The organism is Rickettsia africae ESF-5, from assembly GCF_000023005.1.
Classification (GTDB): domain Bacteria; phylum Pseudomonadota; class Alphaproteobacteria; order Rickettsiales; family Rickettsiaceae; genus Rickettsia; species Rickettsia rickettsii.
On the sequence record NC_012633.1, the window covers coordinates 1,199,721 to 1,217,602 of the forward strand.

Sequence of the window (17,882 nt, forward strand, 5' to 3'; positions counted from 1 at the left end):
AATAGCTTTAAGTGACATTTCTGAGTTGTCATCTAATATCACTCCGTGGCTTAACCACCGGAATCCAATCTTTTTTTTTTGTATTTCTAGATACCGTGGTTAAGCCACGGTATGATATTAGGTTATTACCTAAAACTATTAATATATTCTTGTTAATTATATATCAAATCTTATACCGGCTGTTAAGTTACGGCTTTGATAATGCATACCACCGGTTGGTACACTTGTTCCTTGGTAAATTACATTCTTACTTTTGGTTCTACCATCATCTATCCAGCTATAAGCTAGTTCTACTTTAACACCGTCGGCAATTTGTGCAGAAGTACCTAAAGTTAGCTTGTAAGAAATATTAGTTCTGTTTTTAGTGTTAGATGAAAGACCGGTTATCCCATTATATGTAATTTTTTCTTTAACTAATGCAGGACCAACACCGGCACCAGCAAAAACATCGAACATATCAAAATTAGTTAAATCTACATAACCGTTAATAAGTAAACGTGTAATAGTAGGTTTATGGCTTGCTGAAACATTAGTACGGGTAAAAGGTGCATTAGTCGCAGCTCCGGATTTCTTTAACTTACCACCGATTATAGTACCTAAAGTTAAATCGGCTCTAAAGTTTTCGGAAATATAATAACCGATACCTAAAGCAACTGGAACAGTTGTATTAGATTTTAATTTAACACCGGTTGCCTTATCTTTTGCTTCATTAAACATTGCTACACCGGTATCTATTCTTAAATACCACTCATGATCCATGCCCTCAGCAAATGATACGCTAGAAGACAAAATTGTTGCACTTGTAGCAGCTATTAAAAGTAACTTTTTCATGATTAGCACCTCAAATTAAAAACATTATCTTAATGGCATATATAACATATTATATTTTTTAGTTCTATATTTAATCGGCAATTAGATTCATATAATAAAGCTTTTATTAAGTTTTGTGACAAAATAAACACATATAGTTAATTCATGTTATTTTAGGTTCTGTGAAGATTTCTAATTGATTTGTTATTTTGAGATATTTTTAAGCGAAAATTATAAGATTTTTGAAGGAATAGTTAATCCTATTTCAAAAAAATCTTATAATTTTCGCTTAAAAATATCTCAAAATAACAAATCAATTAGAAATCTTCACAGAACCTATGTATTTATTAAACTTATCTTTCTCATCTTTAAATTTATCGGCATCAGGCAAAGCAGTTTTTTTTTTTGTAATATTTTTCCATCCTTTATTTTCTATAAAATCTTTTGCACGTTCTACCCATTCTATTAACCCCGGTGATTCAGGTTTAATAGCACCTATAGGACAATCAGGAACACAAACGCCGCAATCTATACATTCAGCGGGGTTAATGACTAACATAAAATCATCTTCCCTTTCACCTTCATAAAAACAATCTACAGGACATACTTCAACACAATCGGTATATTTACATTTTACGCATTCATCGGTTACAACATAAGTCATTTTATTATCTGTTTTTGATTTTGTCGATTAATATAGCAGTTCTTAAAAGTAATACTAATAGAAAATATAATATAAAACTAATAAACATGATAATTAAAGGCTTTAGCATTGAAGAGTGAATAGTTGGACTCCCTAGCCTTAAAACACTAGCAGGCTGATGCAGACTATACCAAATATTTACCGAGAATTTTACTATCGGTATGTTAATCAGTCCGATAAGAGCAATAATAGAAGAAGGATTTTGTGCCTTTCTTATATTATCCGCACTATTCACTATAATAATATAGCTTAAATATAATAAAAATAATATGAGCATGGAGGTAAGTCTTGCATCCCAAACCCACCATGTCCCCCATATAGGTTTTCCCCATAAAGAACCTGTTACTAAACTAACCAAAGTAAAAGTAGCCCCAACGTAACTAGAAGCTACGGCTAGCAAATAGCTAATAGTAGTTTTCCATACTAAATAGCTAAAGCTGCATACTGCCATGAAAACATAAACACCAAGAGCCATCCAAGAGGCAGGGACATGAACATACATAATGCGTACAAAATCACCTTGCTGATAATCTACCGGCGAAACTATGAGGGCTAAATAAAGACCTATAATCATCATTACGCAAGTAGATATAGCTAATATAGGTATTATAACCTTTGATAATTTATTAAAATAATAGGGGGTTAATAGTTTTAGCATGTTTTCTTACTTCTTTATGTCATTCTGTGGCTAGAAATAACAGTTCTTATCCTCTTAAAAAACTCTTTCATTAATAGCCCCGAATCTTCGGCAAGAATTCCGCTATATATTTCCGGTCTATGAAAACAAGCACTACTGTTAAAATATCGCAAATTACTTTCGACTGCTCCGTGCTTGGAATCAGAAGCCCCATAAAATAAACGTTTTAACCTGCTATGAGCTATAGCTGCCGCACACATAGCACAAGGTTCTAAAGTAACGTAAATATCATAATCATTTAAATTTTTAGAAGATATAAGATTACATGCTTCATTAATAGCAATAATTTCAGCATGATAAAGAGCGTTATTTTTTTCTTCCGTATTGTTATGGGTACTAGCAATAATTTTCTGATTTAACCTATCTACAACTACCGCTCCGACCGGGACTTCATTTTTATCAAAAGCAATCTTTGCTTGTTTTAAAGCTTGCTCCATGAAAAAATTATTAAAATTAGCTTCTTTATCTAACAATATATTCACGGTACTTTACGTGTTCTTCGATTCCAAAAGGATCTTGGTGGATAATTATTTCAGCCTCCGGAAATTCCTGCAATATTTCAAAAGCAATCTCATCGCTAATTTTATGAGCATTATAAAGCGACATATTGCCGTCCATTTCCAGATGGCACTGGATAAAAGCTTTTTGACCGGCATATCTAGTTTTCATTTCGTGCATACCTTTTGCCCCTAAATGGTTATTAACTATCGAGATAATTTTTTGTCTGTCTTGTTCGGGTAATTCATGATCTACTAAATTTTTAAATGCCTTTTTAAATAAAGAATAAGAAGAGTGAAATATATATAACGAAATAACTACACCAAATAATGGGTCAACAAACCAAAAATAATCACTTAAATTTATAGAGATAATTACTATAACATTAGTTAGTAAGTCCGTGAAATAATGAAGCTTATCGGCTTTTACTATTTCCGATCCTGTTTTTTTAATTACATAAGTTTGGTAAAACACTAAAATAATTGTTAAGAATATACATACATACATTACAGTAGTACCGTCGCTAATATTCTCCGGTTTTGTTTTTTCAAATAAAGATTTAACCGAAGAAAAGCCTACAAAAAAAGCTGAAGCAAAGAAAAATATCGATTGAGAAAAAATTGTTAAATCCTGCAGTTTTTCATACCCGAATCGATGATGATGATCCGGCGGTTGCAGGGCAAATCTTAAAGCTATTAGATTAATAAAGGAGGAAGTTATATCAAGCATTGAATCAATTAAAGAAGCAAGGATTGATCGCGAATCGGTAACAACCCAAGCATATAATTTTATACTTAAAATAATTAATGCCGTAGTAACCGATAAATAAGATGCCGATTTTATTAACCGATTACGGCTATTAGTATCCATGACAAATCTTTCCAATTTATTTATTTGTAGTTTAACAAAGAAAATATAAAATTCAATTATAATGAGGTTCTGTGAACAAAATTAAAAATAATATTTTAAAATACACAGAATCTAGTTTTAGCTTTACAAAATTCTAAAAACCATATACTTATTAATTATATATTAATTTAGAGAGAATTATATGAAACTATTATCTAAAATTATGATTATAGCTCTTGCAACTTCTATGTTACAAGCCTGTAACGGTCCGGGCGGTATGAATAAACAAGGTACAGGAACACTTCTTGGCGGTGCTGGCGGCGCATTACTTGGTTCTCAATTCGGTAAGGGCAAAGGACAGCTTGTTGGAGTAGGTGTAGGTGCATTACTTGGAGCAGTTCTTGGTGGACAAATCGGTGCAGGTATGGATGAACAGGATAGAAGACTTGCAGAGCTTACCTCACAGAAAGCTTTAGAAACAGCTCCTAGTGGTAGTAACGTAGAATGGCGTAATCCGGATAACGGCAATTACGGTTACGTAACACCTAATAAAACTTATAGAAATAGCACTGGTCAATATTGCCGTGAATACACTCAAACAGTTGTAATAGGCGGAAAACAACAAAAAGCATACGGTAATGCATGCCGCCAACCTGACGGACAATGGCAAGTTGTGAATTGATAGACAAAACGTCATTGCGAGGAAAATTACGAAGTAATTGCCGAAGTAATCTCAGGAATTTTATTATTTCATGAGATTGCCACGCAGCTTATGGCTGCTCGCAATGACGTTATAACAAAAGGAGCAACCTATGACTTTCATAATAACAAGTACGGCATTTAAACATAATGATCGCATTCCTGATAAATTTACTTGTAAAGGACAAAATGTTTCACCGCATCTAGAATGGAGTAATGCTCCTTCAGATACTAAATCTTTTGCACTTATAATGGATGATCCGGATGCACCGGTAGAAATAGCACCGCCACACGGTATATGGGATCATTGGGTAATATATAATATTTCTGCTTCTATTACTAAGCTTTCAGAAGGACAAATAGATAGTAGTATTAAAATTTTAAATAATAGCTGGCAAGAAAAAAAATACGGCGGTCCTTGTCCACCTGCCGGCAAACCTCATCGTTATTTTTTTAAACTATATGCCCTAAATGATTATCTTGAGCTTGATGAGAATGCTAGTAAGCCAGATTTAGTATTAGCCCTGCAAAAGCATTTACTTACCGAGGCAGCACTAATCGGCATTTATTCTATTTAACGAATGCTATTTATTGCCCACTGTGTCATCCCGTGGCTTAACCACGGGATCTAGAAAAATAACTTAAAACATTAATAACTTTAGTATTTATTACTGGATCCCGTGGTCAAGCTACGGGATGACAGAAGTGAACTAACACATGCAAAAACCTATAATCGAGTTTCGTAACGTATCTAAAAAATTCGGTAATAAATTGCCGATAAATAACGTTAGTTTCACTGTCAAAAAAAATAATATCACTACTTTAATCGGACCTAACGGTGCAGGTAAAACTACCATAGTACGCTTAATGCTTGGACTTGAAAAACCTACAAGCGGCGAGATTATAATTGATCCCAAACTAAAAATTGGATATGTACCGCAGAAGTTCGGATTACCCCCTGATTTACCTATTACAGTAAAAAATTTTTTAGAGTTGTTAGCACCGAGTAATTTTAATAACAATATTAAAGAGATTAACTCATTTATTGATTTGGAACATATAAAAGATCAAGAAATTTCTAAGCTCTCAGGAGGGCAGTTTCAAAAGGTAGTTCTTGCATGTTCAATAGTTAATAATCCCGACTTAATTATTTTAGATGAACCGTTACAGTCTTTAGACGTAACAAGCCAACAAGAATTTTATCAGCTTATTAATTTGATTCGTAAAAAGCTCAATATTACGGTTTTTATGATTTCTCATGATTTATTTACCGTAATAAAAAACTCCAATCAAGTGATATGCTTAAACGGTCACATATGTTGCAGCGGAATACCAAATGAAATAACTCCTAACTCTGAATTCTCAAATGCACTTTCTGCTCTAGGCTTCTATACCCACCACCATGACCATAAGCATTAGAATTCTTGCATAACTTATTTGTCTCCAAAAGGATCTCTCCTTATTAGCTATGTTATGCAAGAATTCTATTATACTTGAATTGTATTCCACGCTCACCTAAGCTTGTTCTGTAGCATCACCTATCAATTCTACTTTTAATGCATTGTGATCCGTATTATCGAACTGAGTTAAATCATTTTCATTTGTATTACCTGATTCTTGTTGGCCTGTTATCACATTAAACAATTCTTTCGTAATGAGCCTGGCCTTAGATAAGCTTTTTACCTTATAACTATTTTCAATAAAGAGTTTCTGCTGACTTGGTTCCATTGCAAGTAATTCTTTCACACTAACACCGGCGTCAGTCAAACTTTTTATATTATAGTCATTTTCAACAAAGAATTCTTGTTTATTGTTTTCTATATTCGAAATTTGTGCAAAAGTAAAACCTATGTTAAGCAACGATATTTCCTCTTCTGTTAAATCTCGGTTAATTTGCTTACTTATTATAATTTGTTGTAGTATTGTAGTAATTTACTATCAGTTTTTAGCTCTTCAATAGTAGAATATTGATTAACCTGGTTATTAGCATTTTTTCCTAAGTTTAATTCTATTGTTGGTACTTCTCTTGTAATAGGATAAACATTTGTTGCATCGCCATATATAAATCTTGCTCCATTGGTTTTGGATGAAGTATAGTGTTTATATCAAGTTTAGGAGTTTGTCCGCCACATCCTACATATAAATTTAATGCTTGTTTTTGTAATGCTTCTCTCAATTTATTTATTATAGGTACAAATAATAATTTATCTTCTTTCCCTAAATGCTCAAACGAATCTAGTACCATACATAGAAGTGGCTTTTTCATTCTTTTTTCCCTCTCCAGCAAGCCAAGCATATGACTGAGCTCTTATATTTCCTTCATCATCCGTAATTATATAAAAACCGGCATTTGCTTTACTCATACCTTCTAAAATAATCTTTCGGAATCATGTCCTATAGATTGGCAAGAATTACTAAATTTACCAAGCATAAAACCTTTCATATCATCGGCAGGTAATTTAGGAAAATTATACTTTTTGCCTGTTACCTCTATATCAAAATTAATATCAGGCATATAATATTCTTTTATAAAGTTCAATGCTTTTTGAAAACTATTATTATCTAGTTTTCCTTTTAAAGAAAAATTAGCTAAATTTTTTGCATGTAATTTATTTTCTTCTGATAATTCTTCTTCGTTGTACTTATAAGATTCTTTAATTTACTATTTCAGTTACTTGATTTGCTAATTCTTTAAATCATTTTTAGTTATCTGCTGAAAATCATTTAATTTATTTTCTTTAAGAATTTTTTGAAATTTTTCAGTTTTTTCCAGTAAGTGTGCATTACTGAAAATATATAATGAGTCCCTTCCAGATTTATTTAAAATTTGAAAAAATTCTAATGTTTTGGAAGACAATGTTTGTGGTAAATTAAATTGAAAACTCAATTCTATTGTTTCTTTTGTATCATAATTAACAGTTTTTAAGTAACTTTTTATATCTTCTAAATTTCCAAAGTAAGTAGATACTTTTTTAGCCATTTCTAAAGAATTTAAACCGCCATTCTCCGTATATAAGTCAGCGATTTTCGACAATATGGCAATATTCCTTACATAGTCTTTACTAATAAGATTTTTTTAAGGTGTGTATTTGTACTTAAATATTGCTTATGTATTTTTTCAAAAACATCATTAGTATTTAATTGATCAAAATTATTTTCTAATAATTCTTTTAATGTATCACTAGACTTTTTATTAAAGCCCTCTTTATATAATATATTTCAGCATCGTCTTGGTTTATTCCAGCTTTTTTTAAAGTCATGGGATTACTTTTAGCATTTTCTTCTAAGGTTGTTATGGCCTTTTCTAAATTAATTTTTTCTTTTGGATCACTAGCTTTCGCTAGTTTTTTGTTTAATTGTTCCAAGCGTTGCTTTGGATCTTATTTATCTATCCATTCTTCGGTAGTTAATAAATTATAAATTTTTTCAATACTATTAAATGTAACTTTCATTAATTTCTTCTTTTATAATTATTCTACAGAAAACCACAAAACATGATAATTTTTAGAAAATAGCAAGGATTAGATTAATTTTTCTTAACGAAATCAAGAGATGAGTGTTAAGGATAATTTAGAAATACATCAAATAGCAAATTATATGGAGTAACTTGCTATTTATATTAGATCACACCAAATATTGCTTTAAATATCTACCGGTATGGCTTTCCTCACAGGCAGCGATGTCGGCAGGGGTGCCACATACAACTATCTTACCACCTTTGTCGCCACCTTCAGGACCGACGTCAATAATATAATCTGCAGTTTTTATAACATCTAAATTATGCTCGATAACTAAAACGGTATTGCCCATATCAACAAGTTTATGTAACACTTTTAACAATTTATTAATATCGTCGATATGTAATCCCGTAGTCGGTTCATCAAGTATATAAAGCGTTTTACCGGTTGAACGTCTTGATAATTCTTTAGCAAGCTTAACGCGTTGTGCTTCACCACCTGAAAGAGTAGTAGCAGACTGACCGATTTTAATATAGCCTAGACCCACTTCATTTAAGGTAATTAATTTTTCATAGATTAACGGTATTTTTTCAAAAAACTGCATCGCATCTTCTACAGTCATCATCAAAATATCGGCAATAGATTTACCTTTATATTTTATTTCAAGCGTTTCTCTATTATATCTGTGACCGTTACAAATATCACACTTTACATATACGTCAGGTAGGAAATGCATCTCTATTTTTATTAGCCCATCACCTTGGCATGCTTCACATCTACCACCTTTAACGTTAAACGAAAATCTGCCTACTTTATACCCTCTAGCTTTTGATTCAGGTAACTCCACAAACCAATCCCTAATATGGGTAAAGGCACCTGTATAAGTCGCAGGGTTTGAACGAGGAGTTCTACCTATCGGAGATTGATTAATATCGATAATTTTATCAATATATTCAAGTCCTTTTAACTCTCTATATTTGCCAGGAAATACTTTGCTAGTTGGCTCTAAATGCTTTAGAGCCGCTTTATACAGAGTATGAATCATCAAGCTTGATTTACCACTTCCCGATACTCCCGTTATAGCGGTAAAAGTACCAAGCGGAATTTTGATATCAACATTATCTAAATTGTTGGAAACCGCCCCAAGTAATTCAATTGCCCTATTATCATGCCCTACTCTTGTTTCAGACGGCACTTTGATTGTTTGACGACCACTTAGATACCTACCTGTGATACTTTCTTCAAAATTCTTTATTTCTTCAGCATTGCCTTCCGCAATAACACGACCGCCGTGAATACCGGCTCCCGGTCCTATATCAATAATATGGTCTGCTTCATATATTGTTTCTTCATCATGCTCGACTACCAAAACGGTATTACCCAAATCTCTAAGCCTTTTTAGTGTCTCAATTAATCTTGTATTATCTCGTTGATGAAGACCAATAGACGGCTCATCAAGTACATATAAAACACCGCTCAGTCCTGAACCTATTTGAGATGCAAGACGAATACGCTGACTTTCCCCCCCCGATAAAGTACCTGCTTCTCGTGATAACGTTAGATAATCAAGCCCGACATTCATAAGAAATTTTAATCTCTCGGTAATTCCTTTGAGTATACGCTCAGCAATAAATAATTGCTTTTTATTTAATTTTTCTTCTAAGTGACTAAACCATTTTTGCAAGGCTGCAATACTCATACCTGCTACTTCGCCTATATGCAAATTTGCTATTTTAACGCATAATGCTTCGTCTTTTAATCTAAACCCTGAACAAGCAGTACATTTATGCTCTGACTTAAATTTAGCTAGTTCTTCTTTTATTAAAACCGATTCTATAGTACGGTCCTTTTCTTGCAAACTTGGTATTATACCGGCAAAAGGTTGTTTTATTATTTGCGTTTTAGAACCATCGTGAAATTCAAACTTTATTGCCTCTTCTCCTGAACCTTCAAATAAAATATCCTTAACATTTTGTGATAAACTTACAAAAGGTACTTCAATAGAAAATTTATAATGATCGGCAAGAGCCTTTAATGTCTCTAGGATAAATTTAGAAGCTGTACTACCCCAAGGCACTATTGCACCGTCTTTAATAGCAATTCTTTGATCCGGAACTATTAAATCTCTATCAAAGAAAAACTCCTTACCTATCCCTTCACATTTAGGACATGCTCCAAAAGGGCTATTAAAAGAAAAGATTCGAGGCTCTATTTCAGTAAACTGAAAACCCGATACCGGACAAGAATATTGCTCGGAAAAAGTAATACGCTGATTTTTTTCAAACTCGCTCTTAACTGCCGGCGGTAATTCTACAATTTCCAAATAAGTAATACCCTCGGCAAGATTTAACGAACTCTCTAAGCTATCTGCAAGTCTATTACCTAAACTTTCGTCTAGAACTATTCTATCAACTATCACTTCTATATTATGCTTCTTATTTTTATCAAGTTGCGGTAAATCATCAATTTCGCAAACTTCCCCGTTAACTATTAATTTCTGAAAGCCTTGCTTTTTTAAATTCATAATTTCACGCTTGAACTCACCCTTATGTCCTCTAACAATAGGAGCGAGTAAATATATTTTCGTACCCTTAGGTAGTTCATTAATTATATCTACCATCTCGGAAACTGTTTGGCTATGTATCGGAAGACCGGTTGCCGGAGAGTAAGGAATACCCACCCTTGCATATAATAACCTAAGATAATCGTAAATTTCCGTTATAGTTCCAACCGTAGAACGTGGATTTTTGGAAGTAGTTTTTTGGTCAATTGCAATAGCAGGCGATAATCCGGAAATAGATTCTACATTAGGTTTATTTTGTAAATGTAAGAATTGCCTTGCATATGAAGATAAACTTTCAACATATCGCCTTTGACCTTCTGCATAAATAGTATCAAACGCTAAAGAAGACTTGCCTGAACCGCTAAGACCGGTGATAACAACAAATTTATTCCTTGGAATATTAACATTTATATTTTTTAGATTATGCTCTTTAGCACCGCGTACCTTAATATATTCTTGGTTCATAATCACTTCACTACAAAATTTTTGAGATATTTTTTAAAAAACCTGTAGTATTATAGGCTCTTTTATTTTATTATTGCAATAGTAATATTTTAAAGTAGGTAGTAATCTATGGCAGGTAGTTTAAATAAAGTAATATTAATAGGTAATGTAGGGCGTGATCCGGAAATGAGAACTACGGGCGAAGGAAAAAAAATCATTAATCTTTCCTTAGCAACAACCGAAACTTGGAAAGATCGCATTACCAGCGAACGAAAAGAACGAACTGAATGGCATAGAGTAGTGATATTTAGTGAAGGGTTAGTATCTGTTGTAGAACGCTATGTCACAAAAGGTAGCAAATTATATATTGAAGGTTCATTGCAAACCCGTAAGTGGAATGATAATTCAGGTCAAGAAAAATATACCACGGAAGTTGTGTTACAAAACTTTAATTCACAATTAATATTATTAGATAGTAAAAACTCTAATAATCATAATCAAGATTCAGGGCATAGCGAATATAAACATCCTGAAACTAAAAATCATTCCTTTGACCATAGCGACTTAGACGACGAAATACCGTTTTAATCAAAATTGTTATGAAAAATTTTATTTGGGCAATAATATTTTTAATACCAATATTTCTTTCAGGGTGTTCTACTACTCATGATGTAGCTAGAAGGGTAAAGCATTCGCAAGATATAGCAACTCAAAATAACTTTCAGATGGGGCTAGTAAACGGTGGTGATTTTACTCTTACGACTTATCAGCGTATTACCGACCGTAACCTACCTTTTGTATTCTATATTGAGGGAGATGGACATCTTGCGGATGGATCTGCTAATTCCGACAACCCTACTCCCGTTAATCCGATGCTCTTAAAGCTTGCTACAATGGATAAAAGACCGAATATTGTTTATATAGCAAGACCTTGCCAATATACTCCTTTAGAAATGAACTCAAAATGCATTAGCGATTATTGGTTAGATAAAAGAATGGGGCAGGAAGTCGTAGATTCAATTAACAATGTCATAAATATTATCAATAACGGACAAAAATTTAGCTTAGTCGGCTTCTCCGGTGGCGGCGGGCTTACAATATTAATTGCCGCTCAAAATAGTAATGTTAAAGATATTATAACGATTGCCGGTAATTTAGATACTAAAAAGTTTGATAAATATCATAATTATCGTGGTTACTTAGTTAAATCCTTAAACCCGATAAATTATGCAAAACAGATTAATAATATCCCTCAATTACATCTCTCCGGCATGGATGACAAAAGAGTCCCGCCTTTCATAGCAGCACTTTACGTAAAAACAAGTAACTCACCGTGTGTAAAAAAGCAAATTTTTCCTAATATTTCTCATGCAAAAGGTTGGGATAAAGTTTGGTCTAATATATTAGATATTCCTCTGATTTGTAATTAGGCATTAGGAAATATTATTAATTTATATTCAAGCACTTATCATGGCTTTTGCCCTTAATGTTATGCCGGCTGTACCAAATTGTTTTAGACATTTTCCAATCTTTAAACGCTTTACCTCCGTAACATTTACATATGCTGTATCAGCTGCTTGTATGTATGTTATTAGCTCTTTTTGCTTTCCTCATTTAATAAAAACCTTTAGAAACTGGGAAGTATTAATTATGATGATTCCAACAAGTATTGGATTTGGTATATTGCATTTTGAAAAATTGGAGAAAGAAAGTGGAAATTATCCGACAAAATCTTTTGCTCCTTCTCCGGTGATGTCTGCTTAATTGATAAATATTTATAGCAGGTTTCCTGTAATATCTCTTAGTTTAAGCGTATTATTGAGAATTACAGGAAATAATCAAAAGTTTTAATAATTATAATCTATAATATTGCCGACGTTTCACTAAGCCTTGCAGCTTAAGACCGCCTTTAGCACACATCCATCGCAGTAACTCGTTAGCAGCGTTTGCATATTCACCTCGGTTTAGCTTTTGTTGCAATGTTGATGCTTGAAATGCCCCAGCCCCACAGTTGAAAATAAACGAGATTAAGACGGCTTGTTGATTTTCGGTTAATGGCACACCCTAGTGGACGATTATCGATACATTTACCAGCTTCGAGCAATTATTATTTATCTTTCTACAGATCCTCGCTTGCTTTTTTGCGATATATTCTTGGGAGTAGTAATAAAGAAAATGAGGAAGGGGAGATTTATGTTTGTTAATAGTAGCCCTTATGCGTTCTAGTGTTTGTTTAGTATTTTTATTAGCATGTGTTATAGCATCCATATAAAATACCTACTTCTTTCTGTTCTTTTTTGAAAGCTTCTTTATTTCCTATGTTAGCCAAAGCTTTAAAACTATGTTTTATAACTTGTCCAATATTTTTAAAAACATGCGAATTATCTTTTTTAGCTGTTTCTTTGCACCATATATCTAGATTCTCTAATTCTTTTTTGAGTTATTGAGAAATTGCTTTTTTGTTTTCAGGATTTTCCTTCCATTTTTCATAAGTATTAATAATCTTTTCTAATTTTTCTTTAAACTCTTTTTCGTTATTACTCGGTTTTAAATTAAGCATTACACCAGAATGGTCTGATGATAGTTCTGTGAGGGTATTAATAATCATTTCTTCTTTTAATCCATTATTAGCTCCTTTAAGCAAATTTTCATATTTATGTCTAAATATGGAGCGATACTTGTGATATCATGATTATTAAATATTAGTTAACACAAAAGAAATTAAAGCTTTAATTAATAAACTTGAGAAATATTTTTAATATTTCGTTTTATAAGGTGATAAATTTACTATTTAGCAGAAAGAGAAAAGCTGCTTAGTTTAGAGACTTGGTGAAAGACAATTAATATTCAGTTCAACGGTCAAAAGCTTGATTTTATGCTGCATCTGCGGTTTGATACGTTTGTAGAAATACCGAGAAATGCAGAATGGCGCACCCTAAAGGATTCGAACCTCTGACCCACAGATTAGAAATCTGTTGCTCTATCCAGCTGAGCTAAGGGTGCTAAACATTTATGGTAAACATAATATCAGTTTAAGCAAAGTTTTTCAAGGATTATTTTTTTATTAAAAATAATAAGCAAATATGATAAAAAATATTCATGGATAAATTCTACAATTACAATTCTTCTTCACATCAGGCTTTACTTAGTTTTAAAGTAAAGCCTAATTCTAAACAAAATCTAATTAGCAATTTTGTAATTATTAATAATATCCCATATCTAAAATTATCTATAAAAGCAATACCGGAACAAGGTAAAGCGAATGAAGAAATCATAAATTATTTAGCAAAAGAATGGAAATTATCACGTAGTAATATCGAAATTATTAAAGGTCATACTCATAGCTTAAAAACGATATTGATAAAAAATATTAATGAAGACTATTTAAATTTGATTATTAATTCCTATATTAAATAAGGTGCAGTTGTTGCTAGACTTCCAATGTCATTCCCGCATAGGCGGGAATCCAGTTTATATTTATTATTTTCTAGATTCCTGCTTCCGCAGGAATGACATAAGCAGTCATATGACGAAAAAATAATTTATTAACTGGAATAATTATGATACAAGAAAAAAAGAAATTTGATGCCGAGGTTGGCAAGATTTTAAATTTAATGATTCACTCTCTTTATAGTAATAAAGAGATTTTTATGAGGGAGTTAATTTCCAATGCTTCGGATGCTTGTGATAAATTACGTTATTTATCTCAAAGTAATAGTGAATTAGTAGCTGGCGATAGCAATTTTAAAATTACAGTTAAAGTCGATAAAGATAACAGACAAATCATTATCCGTGATAATGGCATCGGCATGCATAAAGACGATTTAATTGAAAATCTCGGTACTATTGCAAGATCGGGTACGGCAAATTTTCTTAAAAGCCTATCCGGTGATTCTAAAAAAAACAATATGCTAATCGGTCAATTTGGTGTTGGATTTTATTCAAGCTTTATGGTAGCCGATAAAGTGACTGTAACCTCAAGAAAAGCTGGGGAAGATAAAGTCCATATTTGGGAATCAGACGGACTTGGTGAATATACTGTCTCAGATTCAGATAAAGAGTTCACAAGAGGCACGGAAATCGTTTTACATATAAAAACGGAAGAAGATACATTCCTTGATCATTTTAGATTAAAACACATCGTTAAAAGCTATTCCGATCACATAGCAGTACCAATATATTTCTTTGATGAAGCTGGTAATAATGAAATCCAGCTTAATTCAGCTTCTGCATTATGGACAAGACCGAAATCGGAAATTACGGAAGAACAATATAAAGAATTCTACAAAAGTCTATCTTATGCCATTGATGACCCTTGGATAACTATGCATAATAAAAACGAGGGAGCTATAGAATTTACTAACCTACTTTTCATTCCATCAAGCAAAACATTTGATTTATTCCACCCTGATCGCAAAAGGCGAGTAAAATTATATATAAAAAGAGTATTTATATCTGATGAGAATATAGATTTAATCCCGTCATATTTAAGATTTTTACGAGGCGTGGTTGATTCAGAAGATTTACCACTAAATATTAGCCGTGAATCACTGCAGCATAATAGCGTACTTGAGAAAATCAAAAATGCTATTACAAAAAGAGTGCTCGGCGAGCTTAGAAAAAAGAAAGAGGAATCACCTGAAGAATATAATAAGTTTTGGACTAATTTCGGCGGTGCTTTAAAAGAGGGTTTATGTGAGGCTACTACCAACCATGAAAAATTATTAGAGGTATGCATATTCAGAAGTGCCTTGCATAATAAAATGATCAGCCTTGACGAATATATAGCGAATTTTAAAGAAGGGCAGAGTACTATATATTATTTAAGCGGTGATAACCCCGATAAATTACTTTCAAGCCCACAAATCGAAGGGTTGTTAAGTAAAAAAATCGATGTATTACTTTTTACCGATACAGTGGATGATTTTTGGGTAAATGTTAATAGCAAATATAAAGAACATGCTATTAAATCAGCGACAAGAAGCGATATCGATGTAGAGCAAACTACTTCACAATCTGAGGAGAAAAATACAGATAGTAAAAAATCCGATGATGAATATAAATTGCTAACAGATTATTTTAAAGAGACACTAGGGGAGTTGGTAAAAGAAGTTAAGATCTCTAAAAAACTTACTTCAAGTCCTGCTTGTCTTGCCGTTAGCGACGCTGCTATGGATATTCGTATGGAGAGATTTTTGATTGAACAGAAACAAATAGCTAATGCCTCAGCTAAAAATCTAGAGTTAAACCCTAAAAATAAAATCATAGAGAAAATCTTTAACGACTTAAAAGCAAATAATAAAAATAATGAAGAATTGGTTAATCTAATATTTGATCAAGCCTGTATTTTAGAGGGTGAACCGGTTGCTGATACAGGTGCATTTTCAAAGAGATTAAACGATATTGTACAAAAAGCCATATTATAACTTTAAACTTTTTTAATTTTAATGTAGAATAGTTGCAAACGTCAGTTTGGAAGTATTGTTCTGTTCGATGTCATTCCCGCGTAGGCGGGAATCTAGAAAGAACATTCAAAATATCTGATTATAGAATTTTATAATTAATAAAATGGATTCCCGCCTACGCGGGAATAACATCGAGAAAATGTCTTATTACGATATTATATTTAGCAAACATATAGATAAGATCAAAAGCGAAGGAAGATATCGAGAATTTAAGGCCTTAAAAAGACAAGCCGATAATTTTCCTTTTGCAGAACACGCTAATAAACAAATAGTTATGTGGTGCATTAATGACTATTTGGGTATGAGTAAACATGCAAAAGTAATGCACGCTTCTATAGATTCCTTGCTAAAATACGGTGTTGGATCAGGTGGAACTCGCAATATCGGCGGTAATAATATTGCCATTCTTGAGCTTGAAAAAGAACTTGCAAATTTACACAAAAAGCAAGCAGCTTTAGTTTTTACATCCGGTTTTGTTGCAAATGATACAACGCTTGCAAGTCTTGCTAAAATCATGCCGGATATAGTATTTTTCTCCGATGAGCTAAATCATGCATCAATAATTGCAGGGATTACAAGTTCAAGAGCCGAGAAATATATATATAGACATTTAGACGTTAAGCATCTAGAAGAGCTTTTACAATCAGTCGATATTAATAGACCGAAAATTGTTGTTTTTGAATCGGCTTACTCTATGGACGGTTTTTTCTCACCTATCAAAGATATAATCAACTTAGCCAAAAAATATAATGCTTTAACCTTTATCGATGAAGTTCATACGGTCGGTTTATACGGTAAACAGGGTGGCGGTATTGCCGAGCTTCTTAATTGTAGTGATCAAATCGATATTATTCAAGGGACACTTGCCAAAGCATATGGTACTATCGGCGGTTATATCACTAGCAACCATAATTTAGTCGATGCTATAAGACTAACCGCTCCAGGGTTTATTTTCACTACTTCATTGCCGCCGGTAATTTCTACCGCTGCAACGCATAGTATTAGACATCTTAAAGAATCGAATGAAGAACGAATAAAACATCAAGAAGTAGTTACAAAACTTAAAAATTCTTTTGAACGTTTTAATATACCTTATTTGAAAAATGAAAGTCATATAGTACCGATAATTATTGGTGATCCGATTAAAACGGCGAAAGCCTCAAATATGCTCCTTAATGAATACGGTATTTACGTTCAACATATCAATTTTCCAACCGTACCGAGAGGTACGGAACGCCTCCGCATCATCCCAACCCCTGCCCATACCTACAAAATGATCAATGATTTATCTGTAGCTTTAGTGCAGATATTTGCCGAACTTGATATAGAATTATCTTCTGCTAAAGAACTGAACGAAGAAATACGCTTAAATCTTATTGCTTAACACCATTGTGAGGAAAATTACTGACTAAGCGGTCTAATAAAAAATGCTCTTAATGTCATTCCTGTGTGGCATTGTTGCGTGGATTGGTTTTCCGTCATTGCGAAAAGAATTACGTAGTAATTCGACGAAGCAATTCAGTAAAAAATTCTGTAAAATCAGAATTTTTTTAATTATTTTTTTGGATTGCCACGTCGCTTCGCGCCTAGCAATGACGATTTGGCCTCCACGCAACAACACTTTCAGTTGTTTAGCTCATAACGATATCTATCTTTGGTTAACAATGCCACAAATCTTATACCCAATTTATTTACT

At 32.8% G+C, this 17,882-nt stretch carries 21 protein-coding genes, 1 tRNA gene and 2 pseudogenes; 9 read left to right on the top strand and 15 right to left on the bottom strand.

Annotated elements, in window-relative coordinates:
• Positions 1-156: 156 nt before the first annotated feature.
• From RAF_RS06530 to RAF_RS06550, 5 genes are all read right to left on the bottom strand, one after another.
• Complete coding sequence (locus RAF_RS06530; RefSeq protein ID WP_041471973.1) at positions 157-831, bottom strand: outer membrane beta-barrel protein; 675 nt, start codon at positions 829-831, stop codon at positions 157-159.
• Between the two features lie 292 nt (positions 832-1,123).
• Positions 1,124-1,474 (bottom strand): ferredoxin family protein, encoded by a 351-nt coding sequence (locus tag RAF_RS06535; RefSeq protein WP_012720075.1) that lies wholly within the window; start codon positions 1,472-1,474, stop codon positions 1,124-1,126.
• 4 nt (positions 1,475-1,478) lie between these two features.
• Positions 1,479-2,171, bottom strand: coding sequence for a heme ABC transporter permease (locus tag RAF_RS06540; protein WP_012720076.1), 693 nt, complete (start codon positions 2,169-2,171; stop codon positions 1,479-1,481).
• Positions 2,172-2,185: 14 nt separating this feature from the next.
• On the bottom strand, positions 2,186-2,692 hold the full coding sequence (locus tag RAF_RS06545) for a nucleoside deaminase (protein ID WP_004997207.1): 507 nt from the start codon (positions 2,690-2,692) through the stop codon (positions 2,186-2,188).
• Positions 2,673-3,578 (bottom strand): cation diffusion facilitator family transporter, encoded by a 906-nt coding sequence (locus tag RAF_RS06550; protein WP_041471974.1) that lies wholly within the window; start codon positions 3,576-3,578, stop codon positions 2,673-2,675. Before RAF_RS06550 ends, RAF_RS06545 begins: the two co-directional genes overlap by 20 nt.
• Positions 3,579-3,759: 181 nt before the next feature.
• Here RAF_RS06550 and RAF_RS06555 point away from each other — a divergent pair, with 181 nt between their 5' ends.
• Complete coding sequence (locus RAF_RS06555) at positions 3,760-4,239, top strand: RT0821/Lpp0805 family surface protein (RefSeq protein WP_012720078.1); 480 nt, start codon at positions 3,760-3,762, stop codon at positions 4,237-4,239.
• On the opposite strand, the pseudogene RAF_RS10795 reads toward RAF_RS06555, so the two are convergent.
• Positions 4,238-4,324 (bottom strand): annotated as a pseudogene (locus tag RAF_RS10795) (lytic transglycosylase domain-containing protein); the annotation flags it as partial. The gene RAF_RS06555 and the pseudogene RAF_RS10795 sit on opposite strands and share 2 nt — an antisense overlap.
• Positions 4,325-4,369: 45 nt before the next feature.
• On the opposite strand from RAF_RS10795, the gene RAF_RS06560 reads away from it, so the two are divergent.
• The gene (locus RAF_RS06560; RefSeq protein WP_012720079.1) at positions 4,370-4,834 is read left to right on the top strand and encodes a YbhB/YbcL family Raf kinase inhibitor-like protein; all 465 of its coding nucleotides are present in this window, start codon (positions 4,370-4,372) and stop codon (positions 4,832-4,834) included.
• A gap of 139 nt (positions 4,835-4,973) precedes the next feature.
• A complete protein-coding gene (locus RAF_RS06565; RefSeq protein WP_012720080.1) occupies positions 4,974-5,675 on the top strand; it encodes a metal ABC transporter ATP-binding protein in 702 nt (233 codons plus the stop codon).
• Positions 5,676-5,771: 96 nt separating this feature from the next.
• Here RAF_RS06565 and RAF_RS06570 read toward each other — a convergent pair whose 3' ends face one another.
• The 6 genes and pseudogenes from RAF_RS06570 to uvrA all read right to left on the bottom strand — a co-directional run bounded on the left by RAF_RS06570 (position 5,772) and on the right by uvrA (position 10,742).
• Positions 5,772-6,116 (bottom strand): hypothetical protein, encoded by a 345-nt coding sequence (locus tag RAF_RS06570; RefSeq protein ID WP_041471975.1) that lies wholly within the window; start codon positions 6,114-6,116, stop codon positions 5,772-5,774.
• 148 nt (positions 6,117-6,264) lie between these two features.
• Positions 6,265-6,522 (bottom strand): hypothetical protein, encoded by a 258-nt coding sequence (locus RAF_RS06575; protein ID WP_234943904.1) that lies wholly within the window; start codon positions 6,520-6,522, stop codon positions 6,265-6,267.
• A pseudogene (locus RAF_RS06580) lies at positions 6,482-6,771 on the bottom strand (hypothetical protein). The gene RAF_RS06575 and the pseudogene RAF_RS06580 overlap by 41 nt, the downstream one beginning before the upstream one ends.
• Positions 6,772-6,939: 168 nt before the next feature.
• A complete protein-coding gene (locus tag RAF_RS06585; protein WP_014273847.1) occupies positions 6,940-7,290 on the bottom strand; it encodes a hypothetical protein in 351 nt (116 codons plus the stop codon).
• A 136-nt stretch (positions 7,291-7,426) separates the two neighbouring features.
• Complete coding sequence (locus RAF_RS06590) at positions 7,427-7,621, bottom strand: hypothetical protein (RefSeq protein WP_004997188.1); 195 nt, start codon at positions 7,619-7,621, stop codon at positions 7,427-7,429.
• A gap of 259 nt (positions 7,622-7,880) precedes the next feature.
• Complete coding sequence (gene uvrA, locus RAF_RS06595) at positions 7,881-10,742, bottom strand: excinuclease ABC subunit UvrA (RefSeq protein ID WP_041471976.1); 2,862 nt, start codon at positions 10,740-10,742, stop codon at positions 7,881-7,883.
• A gap of 108 nt (positions 10,743-10,850) precedes the next feature.
• On the opposite strand from uvrA, the gene RAF_RS06600 reads away from it, so the two are divergent.
• From RAF_RS06600 to RAF_RS06610, 3 genes are read left to right on the top strand one after another with little or no spacing between them, the layout of a single operon-like run.
• Positions 10,851-11,309: a single-stranded DNA-binding protein gene (locus RAF_RS06600; protein ID WP_010977855.1), complete on the top strand. Its 459-nt coding sequence runs from the start codon at positions 10,851-10,853 to the stop codon at positions 11,307-11,309.
• An 11-nt stretch (positions 11,310-11,320) separates the two neighbouring features.
• Positions 11,321-12,151: an alpha/beta hydrolase family protein gene (locus RAF_RS06605; RefSeq protein WP_012720082.1), complete on the top strand. Its 831-nt coding sequence runs from the start codon at positions 11,321-11,323 to the stop codon at positions 12,149-12,151.
• A 40-nt stretch (positions 12,152-12,191) separates the two neighbouring features.
• On the top strand, positions 12,192-12,485 hold the full coding sequence (locus tag RAF_RS06610) for a hypothetical protein (protein ID WP_012720083.1): 294 nt from the start codon (positions 12,192-12,194) through the stop codon (positions 12,483-12,485).
• A 90-nt stretch (positions 12,486-12,575) separates the two neighbouring features.
• Here the strand turns inward: RAF_RS06610 and RAF_RS06615 are convergent, their stop codons facing one another.
• From RAF_RS06615 to RAF_RS06625, 3 genes are all read right to left on the bottom strand, one after another.
• Complete coding sequence (locus RAF_RS06615; RefSeq protein WP_012720084.1) at positions 12,576-12,782, bottom strand: lysozyme; 207 nt, start codon at positions 12,780-12,782, stop codon at positions 12,576-12,578.
• A gap of 379 nt (positions 12,783-13,161) precedes the next feature.
• Positions 13,162-13,365, bottom strand: coding sequence for a hypothetical protein (locus tag RAF_RS06620; protein ID WP_041471977.1), 204 nt, complete (start codon positions 13,363-13,365; stop codon positions 13,162-13,164).
• A gap of 282 nt (positions 13,366-13,647) precedes the next feature.
• Positions 13,648-13,724, bottom strand: a tRNA-Arg gene (locus RAF_RS06625).
• 96 nt (positions 13,725-13,820) lie between these two features.
• Here RAF_RS06625 and RAF_RS06630 point away from each other — a divergent pair.
• The 3 genes from RAF_RS06630 (at position 13,821) to hemA (ending at position 17,570) form a co-directional block, all read left to right on the top strand.
• A complete protein-coding gene (locus RAF_RS06630) occupies positions 13,821-14,138 on the top strand; it encodes a DUF167 domain-containing protein (RefSeq protein WP_004997180.1) in 318 nt (105 codons plus the stop codon).
• A 143-nt stretch (positions 14,139-14,281) separates the two neighbouring features.
• Entirely contained in the window at positions 14,282-16,147 is a 1,866-nt protein-coding gene (htpG, locus tag RAF_RS06635; RefSeq protein ID WP_012720085.1) for a molecular chaperone HtpG, read from the top strand.
• A 178-nt stretch (positions 16,148-16,325) separates the two neighbouring features.
• Positions 16,326-17,570 carry a 5-aminolevulinate synthase gene (gene hemA / locus RAF_RS06640; protein WP_012720086.1) on the top strand — a complete coding sequence of 415 codons (1,245 nt, stop codon included), beginning with the start codon at positions 16,326-16,328 and terminating at the stop codon, positions 17,568-17,570.
• Positions 17,571-17,882: the final 312 nt, after the last annotated feature.

What these genes read in the sequence shown, in the direction of transcription:
- RAF_RS06630 (WP_004997180.1), top strand. Translation starts at nt 13,821, where the DNA reads ATGGATAAATTCTACAATTACAATTCTTCTTCACATCAGGCTTTACTT.
- RAF_RS06560 (WP_012720079.1), top strand. Translation starts at nt 4,370, where the DNA reads ATGACTTTCATAATAACAAGTACGGCATTTAAACATAATGATCGCATT.
- RAF_RS06600 (WP_010977855.1), top strand. Translation starts at nt 10,851, where the DNA reads ATGGCAGGTAGTTTAAATAAAGTAATATTAATAGGTAATGTAGGGCGT.
- RAF_RS06610 (WP_012720083.1), top strand. Translation starts at nt 12,192, where the DNA reads ATGGCTTTTGCCCTTAATGTTATGCCGGCTGTACCAAATTGTTTTAGA.
- RAF_RS06540 (WP_012720076.1), bottom strand. Translation starts at nt 2,171, where the DNA reads ATGCTAAAACTATTAACCCCCTATTATTTTAATAAATTATCAAAGGTT.
- RAF_RS06605 (WP_012720082.1), top strand. Translation starts at nt 11,321, where the DNA reads ATGAAAAATTTTATTTGGGCAATAATATTTTTAATACCAATATTTCTT.
- RAF_RS06565 (WP_012720080.1), top strand. Translation starts at nt 4,974, where the DNA reads ATGCAAAAACCTATAATCGAGTTTCGTAACGTATCTAAAAAATTCGGT.
- RAF_RS06530 (WP_041471973.1), bottom strand. Translation starts at nt 831, where the DNA reads ATGAAAAAGTTACTTTTAATAGCTGCTACAAGTGCAACAATTTTGTCT.
- RAF_RS06550 (WP_041471974.1), bottom strand. Translation starts at nt 3,578, where the DNA reads ATGGATACTAATAGCCGTAATCGGTTAATAAAATCGGCATCTTATTTA.
- RAF_RS06535 (WP_012720075.1), bottom strand. Translation starts at nt 1,474, where the DNA reads ATGACTTATGTTGTAACCGATGAATGCGTAAAATGTAAATATACCGAT.
- uvrA (WP_041471976.1), bottom strand. Translation starts at nt 10,742, where the DNA reads ATGAACCAAGAATATATTAAGGTACGCGGTGCTAAAGAGCATAATCTA.
- RAF_RS06555 (WP_012720078.1), top strand. Translation starts at nt 3,760, where the DNA reads ATGAAACTATTATCTAAAATTATGATTATAGCTCTTGCAACTTCTATG.
- hemA (WP_012720086.1), top strand. Translation starts at nt 16,326, where the DNA reads ATGTCTTATTACGATATTATATTTAGCAAACATATAGATAAGATCAAA.
- RAF_RS06575 (WP_234943904.1), bottom strand. Translation starts at nt 6,522, where the DNA reads ATGAAAAAGCCACTTCTATGTATGGTACTAGATTCGTTTGAGCATTTA.
- htpG (WP_012720085.1), top strand. Translation starts at nt 14,282, where the DNA reads ATGATACAAGAAAAAAAGAAATTTGATGCCGAGGTTGGCAAGATTTTA.